This is a genomic window from Pseudoroseicyclus sp. H15, assembly GCF_054353345.1.
Map to the genome: position 1 here is coordinate 1 of NZ_JBTHJE010000009.1, position 21,113 is coordinate 21,113.

Below are 21,113 nucleotides of genomic sequence, written 5' to 3' on the forward strand. Positions count from 1 at the left end.
GAAGTCACCGAAGTACTTCGTGATCGCCGCCGTCAGCGTCGTCTTGCCGTGATCGACGTGACCGATCGTGCCGATGTTCACGTGCGGCTTGTTGCGTTCAAACTTGGCCTTGGACATGTGCCGGCGCTCCGCTGTTGAAGGGGGCCGCGAAAGGCCCCGAGTCCCGTTTCGCCGGGCGATGTATTGGCTTGGCCAGCGGAAATCAAGCGGGCTTGCAGCGCCGGCGCCAGGCTCACCCGTCCAGCAGCACGCAGCGCGCGCCCCGGCCGCGCACGATGATTGCGGCCTCCTGCCCCGGCGGCACCAGAAAGAAGGACCATTGCCGAAAGATCTCGGCCCGCACCAGCGCCGGCCCCGTCACCGCACAGCGATGATAGCCGAAGAGCATCGCGCAGTCCGGCTGCCGGTATCCCTGCTCGTAGGCCGACGTCACGAGCACGCCGCCCACCCGGTCGAAATAGCCGGGCGAGGGTTCGTAGTAGTAGCCGCTGCCGATCTCGCTCGCGACCGTCTCGCAGGGTGGCCCGCCCGTGGGGCCGATCACCTTCGATGCGGCGAGCCCGATAAAGAAGAGGCAGGCCCCGAAGAAGACCACCAGGATGCCCGACATCACCCGCTCTGCCGCGCCAGCCCCGGCCCACCAGCGGGCGAGCCCTTTGCGCCAGTGGCGAAGCCGGGCCACGCCCCTAGCCGAAGCGGTTGTCGCGGGGGAAGCCGCGCGGCGCCATGCGGCCCGCGGTGGCGCGCTTGGCCGTCCAGTCGGTCAGGTCGCTCTGCGTGCGGGTGCGCCCCGCCGGGTCGAGCCAGGTGAGGCCGTCGGCGACGGTGAAGGTGATGGCATCCGACAGGCCGCCATCCTTGTACTTCTGCAGCCGCACGCCCTTCCCGCGCGCCATCTCGGGCAGCTCGTCGAGCGGGAAGATCAGCACCTTGCGGTTCTCACCGACCACGGCGACCGTATCGCCCGCCACCGGCGCCACGACCTTGGCGACCACGCCGTCCTTGACGTTCAGCACCTGCTTGCCGGCCCGCGTCTGCGCGACCGCCTCGTCCTCGTTCAGGACAAAGCCGTCACCGGCGGAGGAGACGACGAGCAACCGGCGCCCGGCCTCATGCGTGAAGATCGTCAGGATGCGGCTGTCGTTCGGCAGGTCGACCATCAGGCGGACCGGCTCGCCGAGGCCCCGCCCGCCCGGCAGCGCCGAGGCGGAGATCGTGTAGAAGCGCCCGTTCTCGCCCACCAGGATCAGCCGGTCGGTCGTATGGGCGTGGAAGACGAAACGCCCCTCGTCACCATCGCGATATTTCAGCTCCTGAGTGACGTCGATATGGCCCTTCATCGCCCGGATCCAGCCCATGGAGGACAGCACAATCGTCACCGGCTCTTTCGGGATCATCGCCTCGATGGCGACCTCGACCGCCTCGCCGGCCTCGCCAAAGGTCGTGCGACGCTGCCCGCCGGGCGCGCCGGCACCGAAGGCCTTGCGCGTCTCCTTCAGCTCGCTGGCGATCTTGGCCCATTGCAGCTCTTCGCTGCCGAGCAGATCTTCGAGCGCCGCGCGCTCTTCCATCAGTTCGCCCTGCTCCTTGAGCAGCGCCATCTCTTCCAGCCTGCGCAGGGCGCGCAGCCGCATGTTGAGGATGGCTTCGGCCTGCACCTCGGTGAGCTCGCCGCCGGTGGAATAGCTGCGCGGCGACACGTAATCGCTCTCGTCGGTGCAGCGCGGCGTCTTGCGGGCCCATTCCTCGGCCATCAGCGCGGCCTTGGGGTCGTCGTCGTAGCGGATGATGTCGATCACCCGGTCGAGGTTGAGGAAGGCGGTGATGAAGCCTTCCAGAACCTCCAGCCGGTGGTCGATCTTCGCCATGCGGTGCCGCGAGCGGCGCTCCAGCACATCGCGGCGGTGGGCGAGGAAGGCCTGCAGCACCTCTTTCAGCGAGCAGACCTTGGGCGTGATGCCATCGATGAGCACGTTCATGTTCATCGCGAAGCGCGTCTCGAGGTCGGAGGCCTTGAACAGCATCTCCATCATCACCTCGGGGGTGACATTGCGGCTGCGCGGCTCGAGCACCAGGCGCACGTCACCGGCGCTTTCGTCGCGCACATCGGCGAGCACGGGCAGCTTCTTCAGCTGGATCAGCTCGGCGAGCTTCTCGATCAGCCGCGATTTCGGCACCATGTAGGGTATCTCGGTGACGACGATCTGCCAGGTGCCGCGGCCCAGATCCTCAACCTCCCAGCGCGAGCGCAGGCGGATCGAGCCGCGCCCGGTGCGATAGGTCTCCGCGATGCTCTCCGCCGGTTCGACGATGACGCCGCCTGTGGGAAAGTCGGGGCCCTTCACGATCTTGATCAGCGTCTCCTCACGGGCATCGGGGCTTTTGATGAGATGCAGGCAGGCCTCGATCAGCTCGTCGAGATTGTGCGGCGGTACGTTCGTGGCCATGCCCACCGCGATGCCGGAGGAGCCGTTGGCGAGCAGGTTGGGGAAGGCCGCAGGCATGACGATCGGCTCGGTGAGTGTGCCGTCGTAATTGTCGCGGAAGTCGACGGCATCCTCGGCCAGGCCTTCCATCAGCGCCTCGGCCACGGCCGTCAGCCGCGCCTCGGTATAGCGCGAGGCAGCGGGCATATCGCCGTCGATATTGCCGAAGTTGCCCTGCCCGTCGACCAGCGGGTAGCGGATGACGAAGTCCTGCGCGAGGCGGGCCATCGCATCGTAGATCGCGCCGTCGCCATGCGGGTGGTAGTTGCCCATCACGTCGCCGGAGATCTTTGCGGATTTCCGGAAGCCCCCGGTGGCGGTCAGCCGCAGCTCGCGCATCGCGTAAAGGATGCGCCGGTGCACCGGCTTCAGACCGTCACGCGCATCGGGCAGCGCCCGGTTGACGATGGTGGAGAGGGCATAGCTGAGATAGCGCTCGCCGATTGCCCGGCTGAGAGGTTCGCTGACCTCTTCGCCGCCCTTGGGGCCTGGGATTTCGGGATCGGGCGTATCGCTCATTCGGTTCGTCTAGCCGCCCCCGCTGGCCCGGGCAAGCGCATTGCCCTGCGGCGGGCGCCTGCGACGCTGCGCTTCGCAATCAAAAGGGGAACCTCACGGCGCGTCACGCATTGGAGAGTTAACAAGTGAAACCGAGACTGGATCTCCCCCGGCTGCGCTGCTGCTCGAGACGGCGAGATCCAGACCTGCTCCCGGGAGTACGATAGTGAAGACTTTTATCTCCGTGACCTTCCTCTTCCTCGGCGGCGCCTATTACGCGCTGTCCGATGGCCCGAACTTCGAGCCCGAAACCCGCGAATTCGTCGACATCGCGACGCTCGAAGAGGGCAATGACGTGACCGTCACGCAAGGCAGCGCGGGCGACAATGTTACGCTTGCCTCTATGACCAATCCGGGCAGCCTGAACCTGCCGGTTATCCGCGGCAGCGAAGGCGGCATTGCAATGCCGCCGGAAGAGGCCATCACGCTGGAAGCCGACGCCGGTGACGTCGAGGTTCTGGAAGCCTCTGCCCAGCAGGAGGCGGTCGATCTTTACGAGGTCGACGGCAGCCGGGTGAACATGCGCGCCGGGCCGGGCACGAACTACCTGATCGTAGATACGCTCAATGGCGGCACCGATCTTGAGGTGCTGGAAGTCAGCGCCGGCTGGGCCCGCGTGAAGACGGTCGAGGGCGACGTCGAAGGCTGGATGGCCGAACGCCTGATCGCGCCCCTGGGCTAACCCCCAAGCCAGACCAAGCATTCCCGGCGCGGGCGGCCTTGCCGTTCGCGCCGCCGCGCCGCAGAAAGGGCGCATGACCAAGACGATCCTCATCACGGGCTGCTCCTCGGGCATCGGCTACGATGCCGCGCACGGGATGAGGGAGAAAGGCTGGCGCGTCTTCGCCTCCTGCCGCAAGGCTGCGGATTGCGAGCGTCTGCGCGCTGAGGGCTTTGAGAGTCCCCGCATCGATTACACCGACGAGCAGAGCATCCGCGCCGGCCTGTCAGAGGTGCTGGAGGCCACCGGCGGCACGCTCGACGCCCTTTTCAACAACGGTGCCTTCGGCCTGCCCGCCCTGGCGGAAGACCTGCCCCGCGACGCGCTGCGCTCAATCTTCGAGACGAACGTCTTCGGCTGGCACGATCTGGTGCGCCAGGTCATTCCGGTGATGCGACGGCAGGGCCATGGGCGCATCGTGCAGAATTCCTCGATCCTCGGGCTCGTGCCCTACGAATGGCGCGCCGCCTATGCGGCGACGAAATACGCCATCGAGGGGCTCAGCGACGTGATGCGGCTGGAGCTCGACCGCGACAACATCCAGGTGGTGCTCATCGAGCCCGGCCCGGTGACCAGCTCGATCCGCAAGAATTCCGTCGCGCATTTCGAGAAGTGGATCGACTGGCAGCGCTCGGCGCGGGCCGCCGATTACCTCGTGCTGCGCAGCCGCCTCTATGCCGAGAGCCCCGGCAAGGATGCCTTCGAGCTGCCGCCCTCCGCGGTGACCCGCGTGCTCGTCCGCGCGCTGGAGGCGAAGCGCCCCCGCGCCCGCTACCCCGTGACGGTACCGGCGCATGTCGCCTCGGTCGGGCGGCGGTTCCTGCCGGCCCGCTGGATCGATGCCATCATCCTCTACGTGAACCGCCCGAAGACGCCGCCAAAAGCCCCGGCCCGAAAGGGCAGCTAGGCCATGACGGCTCACGCAGCGGTGACGCCTTTCTGGCCGCTGCCCGCGGCCCGTGCTACCCCCGGCGCGCGGCCGAACCGGCCCGCCCGCCGCGAAAGGAAAGCCCATGCTGCGTGAAGATCCCCTGCTCTTGCTGCCGCTCGGCGCGGTGCTGCTGGTGGCCATCATCCTGCTCTTCGGCATCGGCACCTTCGGGCGGGGCGGCGAGTTCAACAAGCGCAACGCCAACAAGATCATGCGCTGGCGCGTCGGCATGCAGGCCGTCGCAATCGCCATGATCCTTCTTTACGTCTGGATCAGGAGGGGCTGATGGTCGTTCTCAACAAGCTCTACACCCGCACCGGAGACGACGGCACCACGGCGCTGTCCGACGGCAGCCGGGTGAAGAAACACGCCCTGCGCGTCGAGGCCTATGGCACGGTGGACGAAACCAACGCCGCCCTCGGCATCGCCCGCCTTTCGGCGGAGAGCGAGGTGGCAGAGGCCATCGGGCGCATCCAGAACGACCTGTTCGATCTCGGCGCCGATCTGTCACGCCCGGCGCCGGAGAAGGACAACGAGGCCGGCCACCCGGTGCTGCGCGTGACCGACCGGCAGGTCGAGTGGCTGGAGCAGGAGATCGACGCGATGACGGCGGTGCTGGAGCCGCTGCGCAGCTTTGTGCTTCCCGGCGGCTCGGCCCTGGCGGCGCAGCTGCACCTCGCCCGCACCATCTCGCGCCGCGCCGAGCGGCTGGCGATGGCGCTGGCCGAGGAAGAGGCGGTCAACCCGCCGGCCCTGCGCTATCTCAACCGTTTGTCAGACTGGCTGTTCGCCGCCTCCCGGATGGCGAACGACAGCGGCAAGGCGGATGTGCTCTGGGTGCCCGGCCAGGGCAGCTGAGTTTGTGAGTTGCGTGCTTGGCATGCACCGCGCGACCTGACTGCCCCGACATTTCAGCTGATCCCCCGCCCGGTGCGCGCCAAAGGCGCAGGGCCAGCGCCGGCCCGTCCCGCGGGCTGGCGCTCTGGTAAGGGAAGCGCAGCGCTTTGAGCTGGGAGGGGCGTGGCCGGTATAAAGAACGGTAGCGGCCCAGTCAGAGCGCCACCCGACGCGCCGGCGCTCACCCTGCGTGCTAGCGTAGACAAAGGGATCGAGCGGCGCCTTGGGCACTGCCGGCGTGCAGATCAGCCAACGGTGCCGCCGCTCGTCACAGCCTCTGCCGCCCCCTCCGCCCCCTGCTCCAGCAGCAACGTCAGAGCCTCCGTCACGCCGGCCTGCAGCGCGGCCCTGTCTGTGCTTTCCCCGAAGACCTCGCCGATCTCCAGATACCGCGCCACGACCTCCGCCGGCTCACCGGGCCAGCAGCCGGCGAGCCGCTCCGCCAGCGGGTCGCGCACGTCGATGGGCGCGCCGGAGAGGTCGCGGCCGGAGGTGTAGGCCATCCAGGCGGCGATGGTCAGGAACAGACCGCGCGGCTCGCGGCCGGCCTCCAGGTTCTCCGCTACGCTCCCAAGGATCCGCTGGGGCAGCTTCTGCGAGCCGTCCATGGCGATCTGCCAGGTGCGGTGGCGTATGGCGGGGTTGGCGTAGCGCTGGAAGAGCGCCTCGGCATAGGCCTCCAGCGAGGTGCCGGGCGGCGGTGTAAGCACGGGGATGATCTCTTCCGCCCAGAGATGGCGCACGTATCCCGCGAGCGCCGGACGGGACACGGCCTCGGCGATGGTCTCCGCCCCGGCGAGATAGCCCAGATAGGCGAGCGCGGAATGGGTGCCGTTCAGGCAGCGCAGCTTCATATGCTCGAAGGGGGTGACATCGGCGACCAGCTCCACCCCCACGGCACCGAGATCGGGCCGGGGGGCGCAGAAGTGGTCCTCCACCACCCATTGCCGGAAGGGCTCGTGCATCACCGGGGCGGCGTCGTGATGGCCGGTCAGCGCCTCGACCCGGGCGATGTCGTCCTCCGTCGTCGCGGGAACGATGCGGTCGACCATCGAGGAGGGGAAGGCGACCTTCTCGCCAATCCACTCCGCCAGCTCGGCATCGATCAGCCCGGCAAGCTCCAGCACCAGCCCGCGCAGCAGCCGCCCGTTCTGGGGAATGTTGTCGCAGGAGAGCACGGTGAATGGCGCCTGCCCCGCCTTGCGCCGCGCATCGAGGGCGCGGGCGAGATAGCCGATGGCCGAGGCGGGCCGAGCTGGGTCGGCAAGATCGGCCTGGATATCCGGGTGATCGCGGTTCAGCCGCCCGGTGGCCGGCACATGGCAATAGCCCTTCTCCGTGATGGTCAGCGTGACCAGCTCTGCCGCGCCCAGCGCTGCCAGCACGGCCGCCGGGTCCTCCGGCGCCACCAGCACCTGCTGCACCGAGCTCACCAGCCGTGGCACCTCTCCCTCCGGCCCCAGCTCGACAGCGGTATAGAGCCCGCCCTGCGGCGCCAGCCTGTCGCGCTGGCCGGGGGATTTGAGGCTCACTCCCACGATCCCCCAATCGCCGCCGGAGGCCGCCATCGCCTCTTCGACATAGATCGCGCCATGCGCCCGGAAGAAGGCGCCGAGGCCGAGATGGACGATGCCGGGGCGGGGCTCGGGGGGCGATTGGCGGGTCAGGCGGGGAGCGGGCATGGGAGACATCCTGCAGGCGGGAGGAAGGGGCGAAGAGGCCGAGGGCGCTGCCCCCGGACCCCCGAGGTATTTTTGGCCAGATGAAGGAGGGGCGGGGCGCGACGGGGATCAGTCGGGCGCAGGAGGAGGCGTGATCTCTGTCAGGGCGCCGCGGGCCAGAACGACCTGGGCGGCGATGTGGTGGCCGGAGGAGATGGCCGTGGCGGGGGCGGCGCCGGTGAGGCGCGCCGCGAGATAGCCCGCGTTGAAGCTGTCGCCGGCGCCGGTGGTATCGACCGGGACGACGGCGGCATGGGCGCCGGCCACGCCGCTTGTCCCCTCCGCCTGCCAGTGGATGGGGCCGCCGCCGGCCTTCACGACGATCTCCGGCACGCCGAGATCGGCATAGCGGGCCAGCGTCGCCTCGGGCGAGGTGTCGCCGAAGGCCGCGGCCTCGTCATCGGCGCTCGGCAGCAGGATGGCGGCGGTGCGCGCGGCGCGGCTCACCCAGTCGCGCGCGGCCTCCGGGCTTTCCCACAGGCGGGGGCGGATGTTGGGGTCGAAGGCCACCGGCACTCCGGCGGTGGCCAGCAGGTCGAGCAGCTCCTCGCGACGGTCGGGCGCGAGGATCGCCAGCGTGATGCCGGAGAAATAGACCATCTCGGCCCCCTCCACCGCAGCCGCCAGCGCGGCGGGGTCGTCGGCCAGATGGCGGGCGGCGGACTGGCCGCGCCAATAGGTGAAGCTGCGCTCTCCCTCGGTCAGCGTGATGGCGTAGAGGCCGGGGCCGCGCACCGCATCACGCTGCACATGGGCGGTGTCGAGACCGGCGCTCTCCAGAAACCCCAGGATCCGGGCGGAAAAGGCATCCTCCCCCAGCCGCGTCGCATAGCTGACCTGCCAGCCCTCGGGCAGCAGGCGGCGCAGGTACCAGGCGGTGTTGAGCGTGTCGCCGGCGACGCCCATCGACCAGAGGCCGGGCGCCGGGCCCGCGCCCGCCGCCTCCGACAATTCGATCATGCATTCGCCGATAGAGACGATCCGCGCCATCCCATGCCCCCTTGCCCGCACCTGCGGCAACCTGCCCTCCGCCCGCCCCGGGGACAAGCGCCAAGCGCGCGCCGCAGCCATCGCCGGGCCTCTGGCGCCGCCGCCGGGCGGGGAGTAACAGCGCGGCATGGAACACTTTCTCCTCCTCGACCCGCACGTGCTGGCGGCGGCGCTGATCGCGGTCTTCCTCGTCGGCCTCGCCAAGGGCGGGCTCGGCGGGGCGCTCGGCATTCTTGGCGTGCCGATCCTCAGCCTGGTGATGAGCCCGGTGCAGGCCGCCGGCATCATGCTGCCCATCCTCATCGTGATGGATTGGGTGAGCCTCTGGAGCTGGTGGGGCGAGTGGGACAAGTCGACCCTGTGGAAGCTGCTGCCCGGCGGGCTCATCGGCATCGCCATCGGCTGGGCCACGGCGGCCTTCGTCTCGGAGGCGGCGGTCAAGCTCATCGTGGGCGGCATCGCACTCGCCTTCGCGGTGAACTGGTTCCGTCAGCGGTTCAGCCGCACCGAAACGCCGCCTCGCACCCACAGCCAGGCCCGTGGCACCTTCTGGGGCACGGTGGCGGGCTATACCTCGTTCGTCGCCCATGCCGGCGGGCCGCCCTACCAGGTTTATGCCCTGCCGCTGCAGCAAAGCCCGCGCGTCTATACCTCCACCTCGGTGCTGTTCTTCGCCATCGTCAACGCGGTGAAGCTCATCCCCTATTTCGCGCTCGGCCAGATCGACGTGCAGAATCTGGAGATTTCGGCCGCGCTCCTGCCCGTCGGCGCGCTCGCGACCTTCCTCGGGGCGAAGGTCGTCAAACGGCTGAAGCCAGAGGTCTTCTACCCGATCATGTATGTCATGGTCGCGCTGGTTGCCTTGAAATTGCTCTACGACGGCTGGGTGGAGCTCTTCTAGCCCCGCCCCCATTGCGCCCCGCGCCGCGCAGCGCCAATGTCCCCCGCAAATTCGCCGGGCCCCGACCCGGCGCCGCAGAGCCAGCCATGGAGAGACACATGACCACCAGAGCCATCGTCTGGGGCGAGAACGTGCACGAGCAGAAGAATGCCCTCGTCCGCAAGCTCTACCCGGAGGGCATGCATGCCACCATCGCCGAGGCGCTGAACGCCGCCGAGGGCATCAGCGCCGAGACGGCCACCCTGCAGGAGCCCGAGCACGGGCTGCCCGAGGGCCGGCTCGACAATTGCGACGTGCTCTTCTGGTGGGGCCATGCCGCGCATGGCGACGTGTCGGAAGAGGTGGCGATCCGCGTGCAGGAGGCCGTCTGGGCCGGCATGGGCCTCGTCGTCCTGCATTCGGGCCATTTCTCCAAGCCCTTCAAGCGGCTGATGGGCACGCCCTGCAACCTCACCTGGCGCGAGGCGGGCGAGCGCGAGCGGATCTGGGTCACCGCCCGCAACCACCCCATCGCCGCCGGCCTGCCCGATCATTTCGAGCTGGAAAACGAGGAGATGTACGGCGAGCCCTTCGGCATTCCCGAGCCCGAGCAACAGGTCTTCGTCAGCTGGTTCCAGGGCGGCGAGGTCTTCCGCTCCGGCGCCTGCTGGACGCGCGGCGCCGGCCGCGTCTTCTACTTCCGCCCCGGCCACGAGACCTACCCCACCTATTACGACGAGAACGTGCGCAAGGTTCTGGTGAACGCCGCCCGCTGGGCGCATAACCCCGCCCCCCGCGTGGCCGACCCCAACGCCGCCCCCAACGTGCCGGTCGAGAGCGCGCTCGAACCCATCGAGCAGCGCGGCGAGACGCTGCACGAGGCGGGCGAGGAGGGCTTCCGGTGAGCGGCAAGCACCGGCTCCTCGTGCTCGGCACCGGCGGCATGGCGGGCGCCCATGTCGCGGGTTTCCGCAATTGTGCGAATGTCGAGGTCGTCGCCGGGGTCGACCGCGACCCGGCCCGGCTCGCCAAGTTCTGCGCAGAGCATCACATCCCCAATGCCTTCACCTCGCTCGACGACGCGCTCGACTGGGGCAAATTCGACGCGGCCACCAATGTCACGCCCGACAGCGCCCATTACGCCACCACCCTGCCGCTCATCGCGGCGGGCAAGCATGTGCTGTGCGAAAAGCCCCTCGCCCCCCGCCATGCCGATGCGCGCGAGATGGCCGAGGCCGCGCAGGCCGCCGGCATCGTCAACGGCATCAACCTGACCTACCGCCGCTCCGCCGAGCTGGCCGAGGCGGCGCGGATGGTGGCCGACGGGGCCATCGGCGAGCTGCGGCATTTCGAGGCGAGCTACCTGCAAAGCTGGCTCAACCAGGATACCTGGGGCGATTGGCGGACCGACCCTAAATGGCTCTGGCGCCTGTCTCAAAGCCACGGTTCGACCGGCTGTCTGGGCGATATCGGCGTGCATATCCTCGATTTCGCCAGCTTCGCGGCGGGCCAGCACATCAGCCATATCTCCTGCCGGCTCGCGACCTTCGAGAAGGCCGAGGGCGACAAGATCGGCGAATACGTGCTCGACGCCAATGACAGCTTCACCATGCAGGTCCGCATGGAGAAGGGCGCGCTCGGCGTGATCCATGGCTCGCGCTTCGCCAGCGGCTATCACAACGATCTTTTTCTCAAGCTCTACGGCACCGATGGCGCGATCGAGCTGAGCTTCGACTTTCAGAACCCATGGATGCGCACCTGCATCGGCCTCGACGCCATGCGCCACAAGACCTGGCACGAGGTGAAGCCCACGCCGGAGCCGACCAATTACGAGCGCTTCGCGCAGGCCCTCGACAGCGGCGAGGGGATGGACCCGGACTTCGCCCGCGGCGCTGAGCTGCAGCGCGTGCTCGACAGCGCCGCTGCCAGCCATGTCGCCGCCGGCGCGGAGCTGGCGATCTGATGGCGCGGGGCGCCGCGAGGCGCTCCGCCAGGAGCGACGAGCCGTGACCAGCCCCGCCGCCCTCTACTTCCACCCCGACCAGATCGAGGGTGCGGGCCGCGATCTGGTCGGCCGGCGCTCCGCCGGCGAGGGCTTCCTGAAGGGCTGGCTGCAATATGGCCCGGCGGGCGATCTGGGCGTGCTCACCGAAGGCCCGGCCCATGCCGAGGAGCTGCGAAAGCTGCTCGCCGAGCGCGGTGAGGCCCGCACGCTCGCCGTTCACACTCTGCCGCAGGGTGGCGATTTCACCGGCCTCGGCACCGTCTTCTTCCCCACGCCCGGCTATTCCAGCGCCCCCTGGGCCCGGCTTCGGCATGGCGCCACGAAAGCCTCGCTGGTGGGCCTCACGCATACGGTTTCCACCCGCCGCGTCATCGAAGGCCTGCACGATCTCATCGCCCAGCCGGTCGAGGAATGGGACGCGATCATCTGCACCAGCCGCGCTGTGCAGTCGGTGATGCAGCGCCATTTCGAGGCGGAGAGCACCTATTTCAAACGGCGCTACGGCGCCCGCCGCGTGCCGCTCCCACAGCTGCCAGTCATTCCTCTCGGCATCCATACCGCCGATTTCGCGCCCCGGCCCGGCGCCCGCGAGGCCATGCGCGCCCGGCATGGCGTGCCCGAGGGCGCGCTCGTCGTCATGACCATGGGCCGCCGCTCCATCGTCGAGAAGGCCAACCCGCTGCCGCTGTTCCTCGCCCTCCAGCAGCTCGCCGAGGCGGGGCGCGAGGTGCATCTGTGGCTGACTGGCTGGACGGAGAAGGAGGCGCAGGCCGCCCTGCACCGCGAGGGCGCCGCCGCGCTCGCCCCCGGCATCACCACAACGCTCGTCGATGGCCGTGACCCTGAGATCCGGCGAGATATCTGGGCGGGCGCCGACATCTTTACCCTCCCCGCCGATTCCATTCAGGAGACCTTCGGCCTCGTCCCCGTCGAGGCCATGGCCGCGGGCCTGCCCGTCGTCATGCCGGATTGGGACGGCTTCCGCGACACGGTGATCCACGGCGAGACGGGCTTTCTCATCCCCACGCGCATGGCCCCGCCCGGCGCCGGCGGCGAACTGGGGCGGCGCTATGCCGACGGGCGCGACAGCTATCTTCAGCATCTGACGCTCGTGCAGGCGCAGGTGCAGATCGACGTGCCCGCCTATGCCGAGGCGCTCACCGCCCTCGCAGACGACCCGGCCCTGCGCGCCCGCATGGGCGCGGCGGCGCAGGCGCATGTCCGCGCCAATCTCGATTGGCGTGCGATCATCCCGCGCTACCTCGCGCTGGCCGATGAGCTTGCCACCCGGCGGGCCGCCGCTGCCCCGGCGAGCCCGCCGCTGGCCTCACCGCTGCAGGGCGACCCCTTCGCCCTTTACGCCGGCTATCCCTCTGCCACCCTCACGCCAGAGACGGTGGTCACCGCCCGCGCCCGTCCGAGCGCCGAAGAGCTGGCGGAGCTCGACCGGCTTTCCGCCCGCGCGCTCTACCGCCGCTCGATCCTCTCGCCGGCCCAGCTTGCCGGCCTCTGCACCCTGCTGGCGGATGAGGGCCCCATGGATGTGACCAGCCTCGCCCGCGCCACCGGGCTTGGCCTGCGGCCCACAATCGCCGCTGTCCTGCAGCTCGCCAAGGCGAACCTCGTCACCCTGCCGCGCCCTCCGCTGCGCTGATCCAATCTACGAAACCCCGCACGAACCTCGCCGCGCCGGGCGGGGCGCGGAGGGGTGGCCTCCAGACCAGTGAGGCGCCCGCCGGTTTGACTTGCCCACGCCTTCGGCCTTCTATGCCGCAAACACCGCGAGGGCCGGGCATGCGACTTTCCGTCAATTTCGAGAACACCGCCGGCGAGGCCAGCGGCTCTGGCCCCGTCACCGTGGGCTGGCTGCTGACGGAGAAGAAGGGCGGCATCATCTATGCCCCGCCCGAGCGCGTGCGCTCTGTCGATGTAGACCGGCGCCATGCCAAGAGCGCCTCGCGCTGCCCGGCGGTCATCAACCTCGAAAGCCGCTACTTCGTCATCAAATGCCCCTTCGACATCCACATCGGCTTCACTCGCGACGACAAGGGCAAGCCCGCCCTGCGCAATCTGGCCGGCGAGAAAAGCAGCATCCGCCCCAGCAAACTGGGCGAGAAACTGCACCTGACCAACGAGGCCGAGTGGCGCCGCCCGGGCGTGCCGACGATCCAGCTATCGCTGCCCTATCTCTTCGTCGCCGACGAGCCGGTCTACATGAGCCAGGTCTCGCCCTTCATGCATTACCGGCGCGAGGCTCTGCCGGGGACGATCTTCGGCGGGCGCTTCCCCATCAACGTCTGGCCCCGCCCGCTGATGTGGGCCTTCGAATGGCACGAGCCCGAAAAGCCCATCAAGCTCTCCCGCGGCGAGCCGCTGTTCTATGCGGGGTTCGAGACGGTGGGGCCGGAACGGTCCGTCCAGATGGTCGAGGCGGAGGACACGCAGGATCTGCAGGATTACCTCGAGCTGATCTCCGGCGCCGTGAATTACGTCAACCAGACCTTCTCGCTCTTCGAGGCCGCCGAGCAGCGCCGGCCCGCCCGGCTCGTCACCCCCGTCAAGCGCCGGGGCGAGGGCTGATGGCCGACGACCCGGCGCTCGGCGCGCTGAAGGCCAGGGCGCTTGAGGCGCACCGCGCCGGGCGGCTGGAGGAGGCGCAGGAGGCCTATGCTGCCTATCTCGCCCGCACCCCCGCCGATGCCGGCTTCTGGTCGAACCTCGGCGCGCTCTTTCGCAGCCAGGGGCGGCATGAGCTGGCGGTTCATGCCCAGCGCCGCGCCTATGCGCTGCAGCCGCAGGGCCCCGGCATCCGCAACAACCTCGCCAACATTTTGCACGACACCGGCGCCTATGAAGAGGCGCTGCCGCTGCGCCAGGCGCTGGCCGAAGAGGCACCAGACGCGCCCGACCCGCAGGCCATGGTTGGCAAGACGCTGCGCTCGATGGGCCGGCTGGAGCAGAGCGCCGCACATCTGCGCCGCGCCATTGCGCGCTTTCCCGATCATGCCGAGCTCCGCCTGCAGCTTTCGCTCACCCAGCTCGCCGCAGGCGCCTATGCGGAGGGCTTCGCCAATTATGCCGTCCGCTGGGACACCGGCGAGCTGACGCCCCGCGCCCTGGCCCAGCCCAAATGGCAGGGCGAGAGCCTCGCCGGGAAGCGCATCCTGGTGCTGCCCGAGCAGGGCTTCGGCGATGCCATCGCCTTCCTGCGCTTCCTGCCGGTGCTGCGCCAGTTCGGGCCGGCGGAGGTGCTTCTCTCCGCGGAGCGCCCCGTGCACCGGCTGATCGAGGGTATCGAGGGTGCCGACCGCGTGGTGAAGGGCGTGCCCGATGAGGGCTTCGACGTCTGGACCAATGTGATGGACCTCCCGGCCCTGCATTTCGCCCTGACCGACGAAATCCCACCCCCCGCCATGCTCAGCATCCCCGAAAGCGCCGCCCGCCGCGCCCAGGCGATGACCGCGCCCTACCGCGACGTCTTCCGCGTAGGCGTGGTGTGGACGGGCTCTCTCACCTATCGCGGCAACGCCTTCCGCTCCTTCCCGCATGAAGAGCTGCACGCCCTGCTCGATGTGCCGGGCCTGCGCTTGTTCTCGCTCTACAAGGGCCCGAAGCTGAAGGAGTTTCACGCCAGCGGCAGCGCGGCGCTGATCCCCGATTTCGGCGGCAGCGAGAGCGATTTCGCCGACAATGCCGCCATGATGCAGGCGATGGATCTGATCCTCACCTCCGACACCGCCACCGCCCATGTCGCCGGCTCGCTGGGCGTGCCGGTGTGGACGCTGCTGCACAACGACCCCTTCTGGCTTTGGCAACCCGAGGGCGAGGCGACGCCCTGGTATCCCTCGATGCGGCTTGTCCGGCAGAGCAACCCGGGCGATTGGGCCGGGCTGTTCGACCGCATCAAGCCCGAGCTGGCGGCCATAGCAGGGAGGAAGCGCTCATGGAGCTGATGGTCCCCACCTCGCCCGGCGAGCTGATCGACAAGATCACCATTCTGGAGCTGAAGGCGCAAAAGATGAGTGAGCCTGAAAAGCTCGCCCATGTGCGCCACGAGCTGGCGCGGCTGGAGGCCACGGCGGCGCCCCTCGCCCATCCGGACCTACCCGCGCTGACGGAAGAGCTGCGCGCGATCAACGCCGAGCTCTGGCAGATCGAAGACGATATCCGCGCCTGCGAGGCGGCAGGTGATTTCGGCCCGACATTCATCTCCCTCGCCCGCGCCGTATACCGCACGAACGACCGACGGGCGGCGGTGAAGAAGCGCATGAACCTCGCCCTCGGCTCAGCCATCGTCGAAGAGAAATCCTACGTCAGCCCGGATGGCGCGCCATGACGCCCGAGGTGCGACTGCAGGCCGCGCGCGACGAGGCGCGGCAGGCCCTTCGCGAGGCCAGCGATGCCCTGAAGCATGAGCGCAGCCGCCGCCGCGGCGGGCTCATCCGCGTGATGCACGAGGCCCGCGCCATGCTGGAGCCGGGCTATCCCTACCGCAGCCAGGCCGGGCAGGACGCCGTGGTCGACAGCCTGACCGGCCGGCGCGAGGGTGGTACCTTCCTCGATATCGGTGGCTACGATGGTGTCACCGGCTCGAACACCCTGTTCCTAGAGCGGCATCGCGGCTGGACGGGCGCGCTGGTGGAACCCGTGCCGGCGCAGCTGGAAAAGGCCCGCGCCGCCCGCAGCTGCCCCTGCCTGCCCTATGCCGTGGCGGCCCAAGATGGCGAGGCGGAATTCCTTGAGATTTCCGAGGGCTATACGCAGATGTCCGGCCTCGCCGGCAGCTATGACGAAGCTCTCCTTGGCCAGGTGCGCGCCGATCCGCGCCACCGCGAGGCGGTGATCCGCGTGCAGACCCGCACCCTCTCTGCCCTGATGGAAGAGACCGGGCTGATGCACCCCGATTTCGTCTCGCTCGACATCGAGGGCGGCGAGGTCGCGGCGCTGGCGGCCTTCCCCTTCACCCGCCACCGCGTGGGCATCTGGGCCATTGAGAACAACAACGCCACGCCCGAGATCGGCCGCATCATGCGGGCCGCCGGTTACGAACTGGTGGAGTTCTGCGGGCCGGACGAAATATGGCGCAAAGGCGACCTTTGACTCAGATTTGAATGGGTAAGCCTCGCTCAACAACCTCTCGATAAGGCTTTCAGCGGGTCAATCGAGGGGGTGCGCCATGAGCGTCCAGAGCAATGCGCCGATCATCATCAAGCGCAAGAAGGTCATCGCCGGTGGCGGCCATCACGGCGGCGCCTGGAAGGTGGCCTATGCCGATTTCGTCACCGCGATGATGGCGTTCTTCCTGCTCATGTGGCTGCTCAACGCCACGACCGAGCAGCAGCGCAAGGGCATCGCCGATTACTTCTCGCCCAGCATCCCGCTCAGCCGCGTCTCTGGCGGGGGCGATGGCATCTTCGCCGGCGATTCCATGTTTGCCGAGGATAGCTTCGCCGAAGATGGCACCGGCATGCTGCGCCAGCCGCCCAACCCGGATGTCGATTCCCAGGGCCTCGGCGCGCCGACCACCCTGGCGGAGGCCGAGAACAGCGCGGTCAACGACGCCGAAACCCAGGCGCTGCAGGAGATCGAGGAGATGCTCAACGCCGCCAGCGGCGAAAGCGACCTCACCGATCTGGCGCGCCGCCATGTCGTCACCCGGCTGACCGACGAGGGCCTCGTCATCGAGATCTTCGCCCTGCCCGGCACGCCGATCTTCGACGAGGGCACCTCGCAGATGCGGCCCGTGACGGAGGAGATCGTGGATATGGTCGCCCGGCTGGCCAGCCTCGTCACCAATGACGTGGCCATCGATGGGCATCTCTCCACCCGCTCTGTCGTGCTGGCCGACAACCCGGTGTGGGACCTGTCGACCGCCCGCGCCGGTGCGGTGCGGCAGGCGCTGGAATCGGGCGGGCTTGACGGCGGGCGCATCAGCCGCCTGACCGGTCATGCCGACCGCGATCACGCGGTCCCAGAGCCGGCCGCCGCCCGCAACGACCGGGTCGAGATCGTTCTGCTGCGAAGCCAGGGCTGAAAAGGGCCGGCATTAGCGAAGCCTTAGCCCGGGGCGGCTACATGAGGGCCGTCCTGCAAAGTTGAAAGGCCGTCCATGACGCTCTCTTCCTCCCTCAACGCCTCTGTGGCCGGCCTTTCGGCCAACGCGAGCAACCTGTCGACGATCTCCGACAACATCGCGAATTCAGAGACGGCGGGCTACAAGCGCGCCACCACCGAATTCCATTCGATGGTCATCGACGCCGGCAAGGGGATTTACGCGGCTGGCGGCGTGCGCGTTTCCACCCACCGGCTGATCGACGAGCGGGGGCCGCTGCTCTCCACTTCCAACCCCACCGATCTGGCCGTGCGGGGCCGGGGCTTCATGCCAGTTGTCTCGCACCCCGATCTGGTCACGGAAGGTGACACGCTGCAGATGGAGCTGGTCACCACCGGTTCGTTCCGGCTCGATGCCGAGGGCTACCTGACCACCTCTGACGGCGCCGTCCTCATGGGCTGGCCGGCAGATGCCGACGGCAGCATTCCCGATTTCCCGCGGGATTCCGTCAACGGGCTTGAGGGCATTCAGATCAGCGCCTCGCAATTCGCGGCCCAGCCGACGAGCGAGATCACCATGGGCGTCAACCTGCCCGCCACGGCGACAGAGGCGGGCTCGGCCGGCGATACCGAGTCGGTCTCGATCGAGTATTACGACAACCTCGGCAAACCGCAGACCCTCACCGTCACCTACACGCCCGACGTGCCCGCCGCCGGCGCCTCGAACGAATGGACGATGACCATCACCGACGATGCCAGCGGCGGCGGCGTGCTGGGCGAGTACACCCTCGTCTTCGATGACAGCGCGGGCTTCGGCGGCACGCTCGCTTCGGTCACGCCCGCGGCCGGCAGCCCGGCCTACGACCCCGCTACGGGCACCTTCGTGCTTTCGGTCGCCAACGCCACTCAGGACGTGACCGTATCCATCGGCAAGATCAACGATTTCTCGGGCATGTCGCAGCTGTCGGATGTCTTCGCGCCCAATTCCATCACCAAAGATGGCGCCCCTCCCGGCACGCTGACCTCGGTGGAGGTGGATGCCAACGGCTATGTCCATGCCTATTTCGACACCGGCCTCGCCCGCATCCTCTACCAGGTGCCGCTGGTCGATGTGCCCAATCCCAACGGTCTGCATGTCGGCGACAACCAGCGCTACACCGTCAGCGACGAGAGCGGCTCCTTCTATCTTTGGGGCGCCGGCGCCGGCCCCGTGGGCGAAATCCTCGGCTTCGCCCAGGAAGAGGCCACCGTCGACGTGGCCAGCGAACTGACCAACCTGATCGAGACGCAGCGCGCCTATTCGTCGAACGCCAAGGTCATCCAGACCGTCGACGAGATGCTGCAGGAAACCACCAACATGAAGCGATAGGCCGGCAAAGCCGGGCCGGAGGTAGATCATGAGCATTTCACATGCGCTGAACAACGCCCTCTCGGGGCTCTCGGCGGCCTCGCGCATGGCAGAGGTCTCTGCCGACAACATCGCCAATGCGCTGACAGATGGGTTTGGTCGGCGCGAGATCCGCCTCGGCTCGGCCTCGCTCGGCGGCCAGGGCGGCGGCGTGAAAGTGCTCGGCGTCGAGCGCATGGTCGACCGCGGCCTCATCAGCGACCGGCGCGCTGCCGGCTCGGCGCTCTCCTACGAAGAGACGCTCGCCACCGCCTTCCGCAATCTCGAATTCGAGACCGGCACCATCGAAGACAGCCATTCCATCCCGCAGCGGATGAACGCCTTCGAAGCGGCGCTGAACGCCAGCGCCGCCGATCCTTCCAGCGAGGCGCGCCTGTCGAAGGTGCTTGCCACGATGACCACGCTCACCGATGCCATCAACGGCGATGCCGATGCCCTGCAGGCCCAGCGCGCCGAGGCTGATGCCATGATCGCGGGCCATGTCGACAAACTCAACAGCTCGCTCCAGCAGGTGCATGAGCTCAACATCGCCATCCAGGAGACGCTAAATTCCGGCGGCGACACCAATGCCCTGGTCGACCAGCGGCAACGGGCGATCGATACCATCTCCGCCATCGTGCCGGTGCGCGAGATCGACCGCCAGCAGGGCAAGGTGGCGCTGGTCACCGCGACCGGAGAGGTGCTTCTCGATGACCGCCCCTCGCAATATGATTTCACCCATCGCCCCATCATCACCGCCGACATGACGCTCGCCAGCGGCGCGCTCAGCCAGATCACGCAAGACGGCGACCCAATGGGCGCCGATGGCTTCGGCCGCCTCGCCGGCGGCGCGCTCGAGGCCGCCTTCAAGCTGCGTGACGAAATTCTGCCGGCAGCCGCCGACGCGCTCGACGAGGTCGCCGCCGACCTTGTCGCCCGCTTCGAAGACCCGGCCTTCGATCCCACCCGCGCCGCCGGAGCTCCGGGCCTCTTCACCGACGATGGCGCTGAACTCGGCGCCAACCCGATCAACGGCCTCGCCGGTCGCCTCAGCGTCAATTCGCTCGTCGACCCGCAGGACGGTGGCGCCCTCTGGCGGCTGCGTAGCGGCATCGGCGCGGGCGCCCCTGTGAATGCCGGCGAGTCGTCGCAGCTCACCCTTCATGCCGATGCCATGGCCCAAAAACGCGCCCTGCCCGTCACCGGCGGCGCGCTCGCCAGCGCTGCCACCCATGCCGGCGGTTGGGTCGCCGATGTCAGCCTGGGCCGGGTCAACGCCGAAGAGACGATGGGCTTCGCCCAGGCGCGCTTCGACACGATGAAGCGGGCCGAGCTGGCCGAGGGTGTCGATACCGATTTCGAGATGCAGCAGCTTCTGATCGTCGAGCAGGCCTACGCGGCCAATGCCCGCGTGGTGCAGACGATCGACCAGCTGATGCGGAAACTGATGGAGATCTGAGCATGGCCATGACCATCGGCGACGGGGCGCAGAACTACTTCCTCATGAAGTCCAATGTCGCGCTCAAGGAGAAGCTCAACCGCTACGGCGAAGAGCTTTCGACGGGCCAGCACCGCGACCTCCCCGCCCATCTCGGCGCCAGCCAGGGTCGCCTGGTCGAGGTGAATGCCCGCCTGAGCATGGTAGAGACCGAGGTCGGCGCCGCAACCGACCTCGCCAACCTCCTCTCAACCAGCCAGTTCGCGCTGAGCCGCGTCGACGACACGCGCAGCCTTCTGGTGAGCAATCTCATGGGCATCTCGCCGGAACCCGGCCGCGCCGAACTTGTCACCGGCGCCCAGAACGGTGAGCTCACGTTCAACGATGTCGTCACCGCGCTCGGCACGCGCTACGGCGGCCAGGCCCTGTTTGCCGGCACAGATAGTGATGGTGCTCCGCTCGCGCCCGCAGACGATATTCTCGCCGATTTGCGCGCCACCATCAGCGCCGCCGCGCCCGCGGATGCCGATGCGCTGGTGACGGAAGTGCTCGCCTATTTCGACACCGGCGGCGGCTTCGACAGCGCCGGCTATCTCGGCGACACCGGCGCGCTCGCCACCCGCCGCATCGGCCAGGGCCCCGTGATCACGATGGAGGCGCGGGCCGACGATCCGGCTATCCGCCGCGTCCTCGCCGGCGCCGCCCTAGCCGCTGTGGCGATGGATGGCGTGCCGTCGCTGGCCCTGCCGGAGGCTGCCGGCGTCATGCACCGCGCCGGCGAAGAGCTGCTCTCGGCCGGCTCCGCGCTCGCCGCGCTGCAGGGCCGGCTCGGCATCGGCGAAGAACGGGTGGAGGAAACCCGCGTTCGCCTCGGCGCCGAGAAGACCTCGCTCGCCATTCTGCGCAACGACATGGTCAATGCCGACCCGTTCACCACCGCCGCTGCCCTGCAGGAGGTGCAGATCCAGCTGGAGACACACTACCTCCTCACCGCCCGTCTGTCTGACCTGACGCTGACGAGGTACATCTGATGCGGCGGCGCCTGCGC

At 68.6% G+C, this 21,113-nt stretch carries 21 protein-coding genes; 16 read left to right on the forward strand and 5 right to left on the reverse strand.

The features are described 5' to 3' along the window. The 3 genes from ACXN5S_RS18785 to ACXN5S_RS18795 all read right to left on the reverse strand — a co-directional run. Window positions 1-117: GTP-binding protein (locus tag ACXN5S_RS18785; RefSeq protein WP_458604060.1), on the reverse strand; the 117-nt coding region annotated here is incomplete at its 3' end. Between the two features lie 115 nt (window positions 118-232). Continuing rightward, a complete protein-coding gene (locus ACXN5S_RS18790; RefSeq protein WP_458607019.1) occupies window positions 233-682 on the reverse strand; it encodes a hypothetical protein in 450 nt (149 codons plus the stop codon). Between the two features lie 4 nt (window positions 683-686). Beyond that, window positions 687-3,005 carry a DNA topoisomerase IV subunit A gene (locus tag ACXN5S_RS18795; protein WP_458607020.1) on the reverse strand — a complete coding sequence of 773 codons (2,319 nt, stop codon included), beginning with the start codon at window positions 3,003-3,005 and terminating at the stop codon, window positions 687-689. A gap of 205 nt (window positions 3,006-3,210) precedes the next feature. Between ACXN5S_RS18795 and ACXN5S_RS18800 the strand changes: the two genes are divergently transcribed. From ACXN5S_RS18800 to ACXN5S_RS18815, 4 genes are all read left to right on the forward strand, one after another. Continuing rightward, a complete protein-coding gene (locus ACXN5S_RS18800) occupies window positions 3,211-3,726 on the forward strand; it encodes an SH3 domain-containing protein (protein WP_458607021.1) in 516 nt (171 codons plus the stop codon). Window positions 3,727-3,799: 73 nt separating this feature from the next. After that, entirely contained in the window at window positions 3,800-4,672 is an 873-nt protein-coding gene (locus ACXN5S_RS18805) for an SDR family NAD(P)-dependent oxidoreductase (protein ID WP_458607022.1), read from the forward strand. A gap of 109 nt (window positions 4,673-4,781) precedes the next feature. Continuing rightward, window positions 4,782-4,982 carry a twin transmembrane helix small protein gene (locus ACXN5S_RS18810; protein ID WP_458607109.1) on the forward strand — a complete coding sequence of 67 codons (201 nt, stop codon included), beginning with the start codon at window positions 4,782-4,784 and terminating at the stop codon, window positions 4,980-4,982. Continuing rightward, the gene (locus ACXN5S_RS18815) at window positions 4,982-5,554 is read left to right on the forward strand and encodes a cob(I)yrinic acid a,c-diamide adenosyltransferase (protein ID WP_458607023.1); all 573 of its coding nucleotides are present in this window, start codon (window positions 4,982-4,984) and stop codon (window positions 5,552-5,554) included. The genes ACXN5S_RS18810 and ACXN5S_RS18815 overlap by 1 nt, the downstream gene beginning before the upstream one ends. Window positions 5,555-5,838: 284 nt before the next feature. Here ACXN5S_RS18815 and ACXN5S_RS18820 read toward each other — a convergent pair whose 3' ends face one another. Next, a complete protein-coding gene (locus tag ACXN5S_RS18820) occupies window positions 5,839-7,275 on the reverse strand; it encodes a mannitol dehydrogenase family protein (RefSeq protein ID WP_458607024.1) in 1,437 nt (478 codons plus the stop codon). A gap of 108 nt (window positions 7,276-7,383) precedes the next feature. Continuing rightward, the gene (locus ACXN5S_RS18825; protein WP_458607025.1) at window positions 7,384-8,304 is read right to left on the reverse strand and encodes a sugar kinase; all 921 of its coding nucleotides are present in this window, start codon (window positions 8,302-8,304) and stop codon (window positions 7,384-7,386) included. Between the two features lie 127 nt (window positions 8,305-8,431). Here ACXN5S_RS18825 and ACXN5S_RS18830 point away from each other — a divergent pair, with 127 nt between their 5' ends. The 12 genes from ACXN5S_RS18830 to ACXN5S_RS18885 all read left to right on the forward strand — a co-directional run bounded on the left by ACXN5S_RS18830 (window position 8,432) and on the right by ACXN5S_RS18885 (window position 21,096). Then, window positions 8,432-9,205, forward strand: a complete 774-nt coding sequence (locus tag ACXN5S_RS18830) for a sulfite exporter TauE/SafE family protein (RefSeq protein WP_458607026.1) — start codon at window positions 8,432-8,434, stop codon at window positions 9,203-9,205. A gap of 98 nt (window positions 9,206-9,303) precedes the next feature. Continuing rightward, window positions 9,304-10,089 (forward strand): ThuA domain-containing protein, encoded by a 786-nt coding sequence (locus tag ACXN5S_RS18835; RefSeq protein WP_458607027.1) that lies wholly within the window; start codon window positions 9,304-9,306, stop codon window positions 10,087-10,089. After that, a complete protein-coding gene (locus tag ACXN5S_RS18840; RefSeq protein WP_458607028.1) occupies window positions 10,086-11,147 on the forward strand; it encodes a Gfo/Idh/MocA family protein in 1,062 nt (353 codons plus the stop codon). The genes ACXN5S_RS18835 and ACXN5S_RS18840 overlap by 4 nt, the downstream gene beginning before the upstream one ends. Before the next feature lie 43 nt (window positions 11,148-11,190). After that, window positions 11,191-12,843, forward strand: coding sequence for a glycosyltransferase family 4 protein (locus ACXN5S_RS18845; protein ID WP_458607029.1), 1,653 nt, complete (start codon window positions 11,191-11,193; stop codon window positions 12,841-12,843). A 140-nt stretch (window positions 12,844-12,983) separates the two neighbouring features. Beyond that, on the forward strand, window positions 12,984-13,769 hold the full coding sequence (locus ACXN5S_RS18850) for a hypothetical protein (RefSeq protein ID WP_458607030.1): 786 nt from the start codon (window positions 12,984-12,986) through the stop codon (window positions 13,767-13,769). Then, a complete protein-coding gene (locus tag ACXN5S_RS18855) occupies window positions 13,769-15,142 on the forward strand; it encodes a tetratricopeptide repeat protein (RefSeq protein ID WP_458607031.1) in 1,374 nt (457 codons plus the stop codon). Before ACXN5S_RS18850 ends, ACXN5S_RS18855 begins: the two co-directional genes overlap by 1 nt. Next, on the forward strand, window positions 15,133-15,525 hold the full coding sequence (locus ACXN5S_RS18860) for a DUF6165 family protein (RefSeq protein WP_458607032.1): 393 nt from the start codon (window positions 15,133-15,135) through the stop codon (window positions 15,523-15,525). Before ACXN5S_RS18855 ends, ACXN5S_RS18860 begins: the two co-directional genes overlap by 10 nt. Beyond that, on the forward strand, window positions 15,522-16,289 hold the full coding sequence (locus tag ACXN5S_RS18865; RefSeq protein ID WP_458607033.1) for an FkbM family methyltransferase: 768 nt from the start codon (window positions 15,522-15,524) through the stop codon (window positions 16,287-16,289). The genes ACXN5S_RS18860 and ACXN5S_RS18865 overlap by 4 nt, the downstream gene beginning before the upstream one ends. A 76-nt stretch (window positions 16,290-16,365) precedes the next feature. Continuing rightward, a complete protein-coding gene (locus ACXN5S_RS18870; protein ID WP_458607034.1) occupies window positions 16,366-17,223 on the forward strand; it encodes a flagellar motor protein MotB in 858 nt (285 codons plus the stop codon). Window positions 17,224-17,298: 75 nt separating this feature from the next. Beyond that, window positions 17,299-18,609: a flagellar hook protein FlgE gene (locus tag ACXN5S_RS18875; RefSeq protein ID WP_458607035.1), complete on the forward strand. Its 1,311-nt coding sequence runs from the start codon at window positions 17,299-17,301 to the stop codon at window positions 18,607-18,609. A 28-nt stretch (window positions 18,610-18,637) separates the two neighbouring features. Next, window positions 18,638-20,086, forward strand: a complete 1,449-nt coding sequence (gene flgK / locus ACXN5S_RS18880) for a flagellar hook-associated protein FlgK (protein WP_458607036.1) — start codon at window positions 18,638-18,640, stop codon at window positions 20,084-20,086. A 2-nt stretch (window positions 20,087-20,088) separates the two neighbouring features. Then, window positions 20,089-21,096, forward strand: a complete 1,008-nt coding sequence (locus ACXN5S_RS18885; RefSeq protein WP_458607037.1) for a flagellin — start codon at window positions 20,089-20,091, stop codon at window positions 21,094-21,096. Window positions 21,097-21,113: the final 17 nt, after the last annotated feature.

What these genes read in the sequence shown, in the direction of transcription:
- ACXN5S_RS18795 (WP_458607020.1), bottom strand. Translation starts at nt 3,005, where the DNA reads ATGAGCGATACGCCCGATCCCGAAATCCCAGGCCCCAAGGGCGGCGAA.
- ACXN5S_RS18805 (WP_458607022.1), top strand. Translation starts at nt 3,800, where the DNA reads ATGACCAAGACGATCCTCATCACGGGCTGCTCCTCGGGCATCGGCTAC.
- ACXN5S_RS18815 (WP_458607023.1), top strand. Translation starts at nt 4,982, where the DNA reads ATGGTCGTTCTCAACAAGCTCTACACCCGCACCGGAGACGACGGCACC.
- ACXN5S_RS18820 (WP_458607024.1), bottom strand. Translation starts at nt 7,275, where the DNA reads ATGCCCGCTCCCCGCCTGACCCGCCAATCGCCCCCCGAGCCCCGCCCC.
- ACXN5S_RS18825 (WP_458607025.1), bottom strand. Translation starts at nt 8,304, where the DNA reads ATGGCGCGGATCGTCTCTATCGGCGAATGCATGATCGAATTGTCGGAG.
- ACXN5S_RS18830 (WP_458607026.1), top strand. Translation starts at nt 8,432, where the DNA reads ATGGAACACTTTCTCCTCCTCGACCCGCACGTGCTGGCGGCGGCGCTG.
- ACXN5S_RS18835 (WP_458607027.1), top strand. Translation starts at nt 9,304, where the DNA reads ATGACCACCAGAGCCATCGTCTGGGGCGAGAACGTGCACGAGCAGAAG.
- ACXN5S_RS18850 (WP_458607030.1), top strand. Translation starts at nt 12,984, where the DNA reads ATGCGACTTTCCGTCAATTTCGAGAACACCGCCGGCGAGGCCAGCGGC.
- ACXN5S_RS18855 (WP_458607031.1), top strand. Translation starts at nt 13,769, where the DNA reads ATGGCCGACGACCCGGCGCTCGGCGCGCTGAAGGCCAGGGCGCTTGAG.
- ACXN5S_RS18860 (WP_458607032.1), top strand. Translation starts at nt 15,133, where the DNA reads ATGGAGCTGATGGTCCCCACCTCGCCCGGCGAGCTGATCGACAAGATC.
- ACXN5S_RS18865 (WP_458607033.1), top strand. Translation starts at nt 15,522, where the DNA reads ATGACGCCCGAGGTGCGACTGCAGGCCGCGCGCGACGAGGCGCGGCAG.
- ACXN5S_RS18870 (WP_458607034.1), top strand. Translation starts at nt 16,366, where the DNA reads ATGAGCGTCCAGAGCAATGCGCCGATCATCATCAAGCGCAAGAAGGTC.
- ACXN5S_RS18875 (WP_458607035.1), top strand. Translation starts at nt 17,299, where the DNA reads ATGACGCTCTCTTCCTCCCTCAACGCCTCTGTGGCCGGCCTTTCGGCC.
- flgK (WP_458607036.1), top strand. Translation starts at nt 18,638, where the DNA reads ATGAGCATTTCACATGCGCTGAACAACGCCCTCTCGGGGCTCTCGGCG.
- ACXN5S_RS18885 (WP_458607037.1), top strand. Translation starts at nt 20,089, where the DNA reads ATGGCCATGACCATCGGCGACGGGGCGCAGAACTACTTCCTCATGAAG.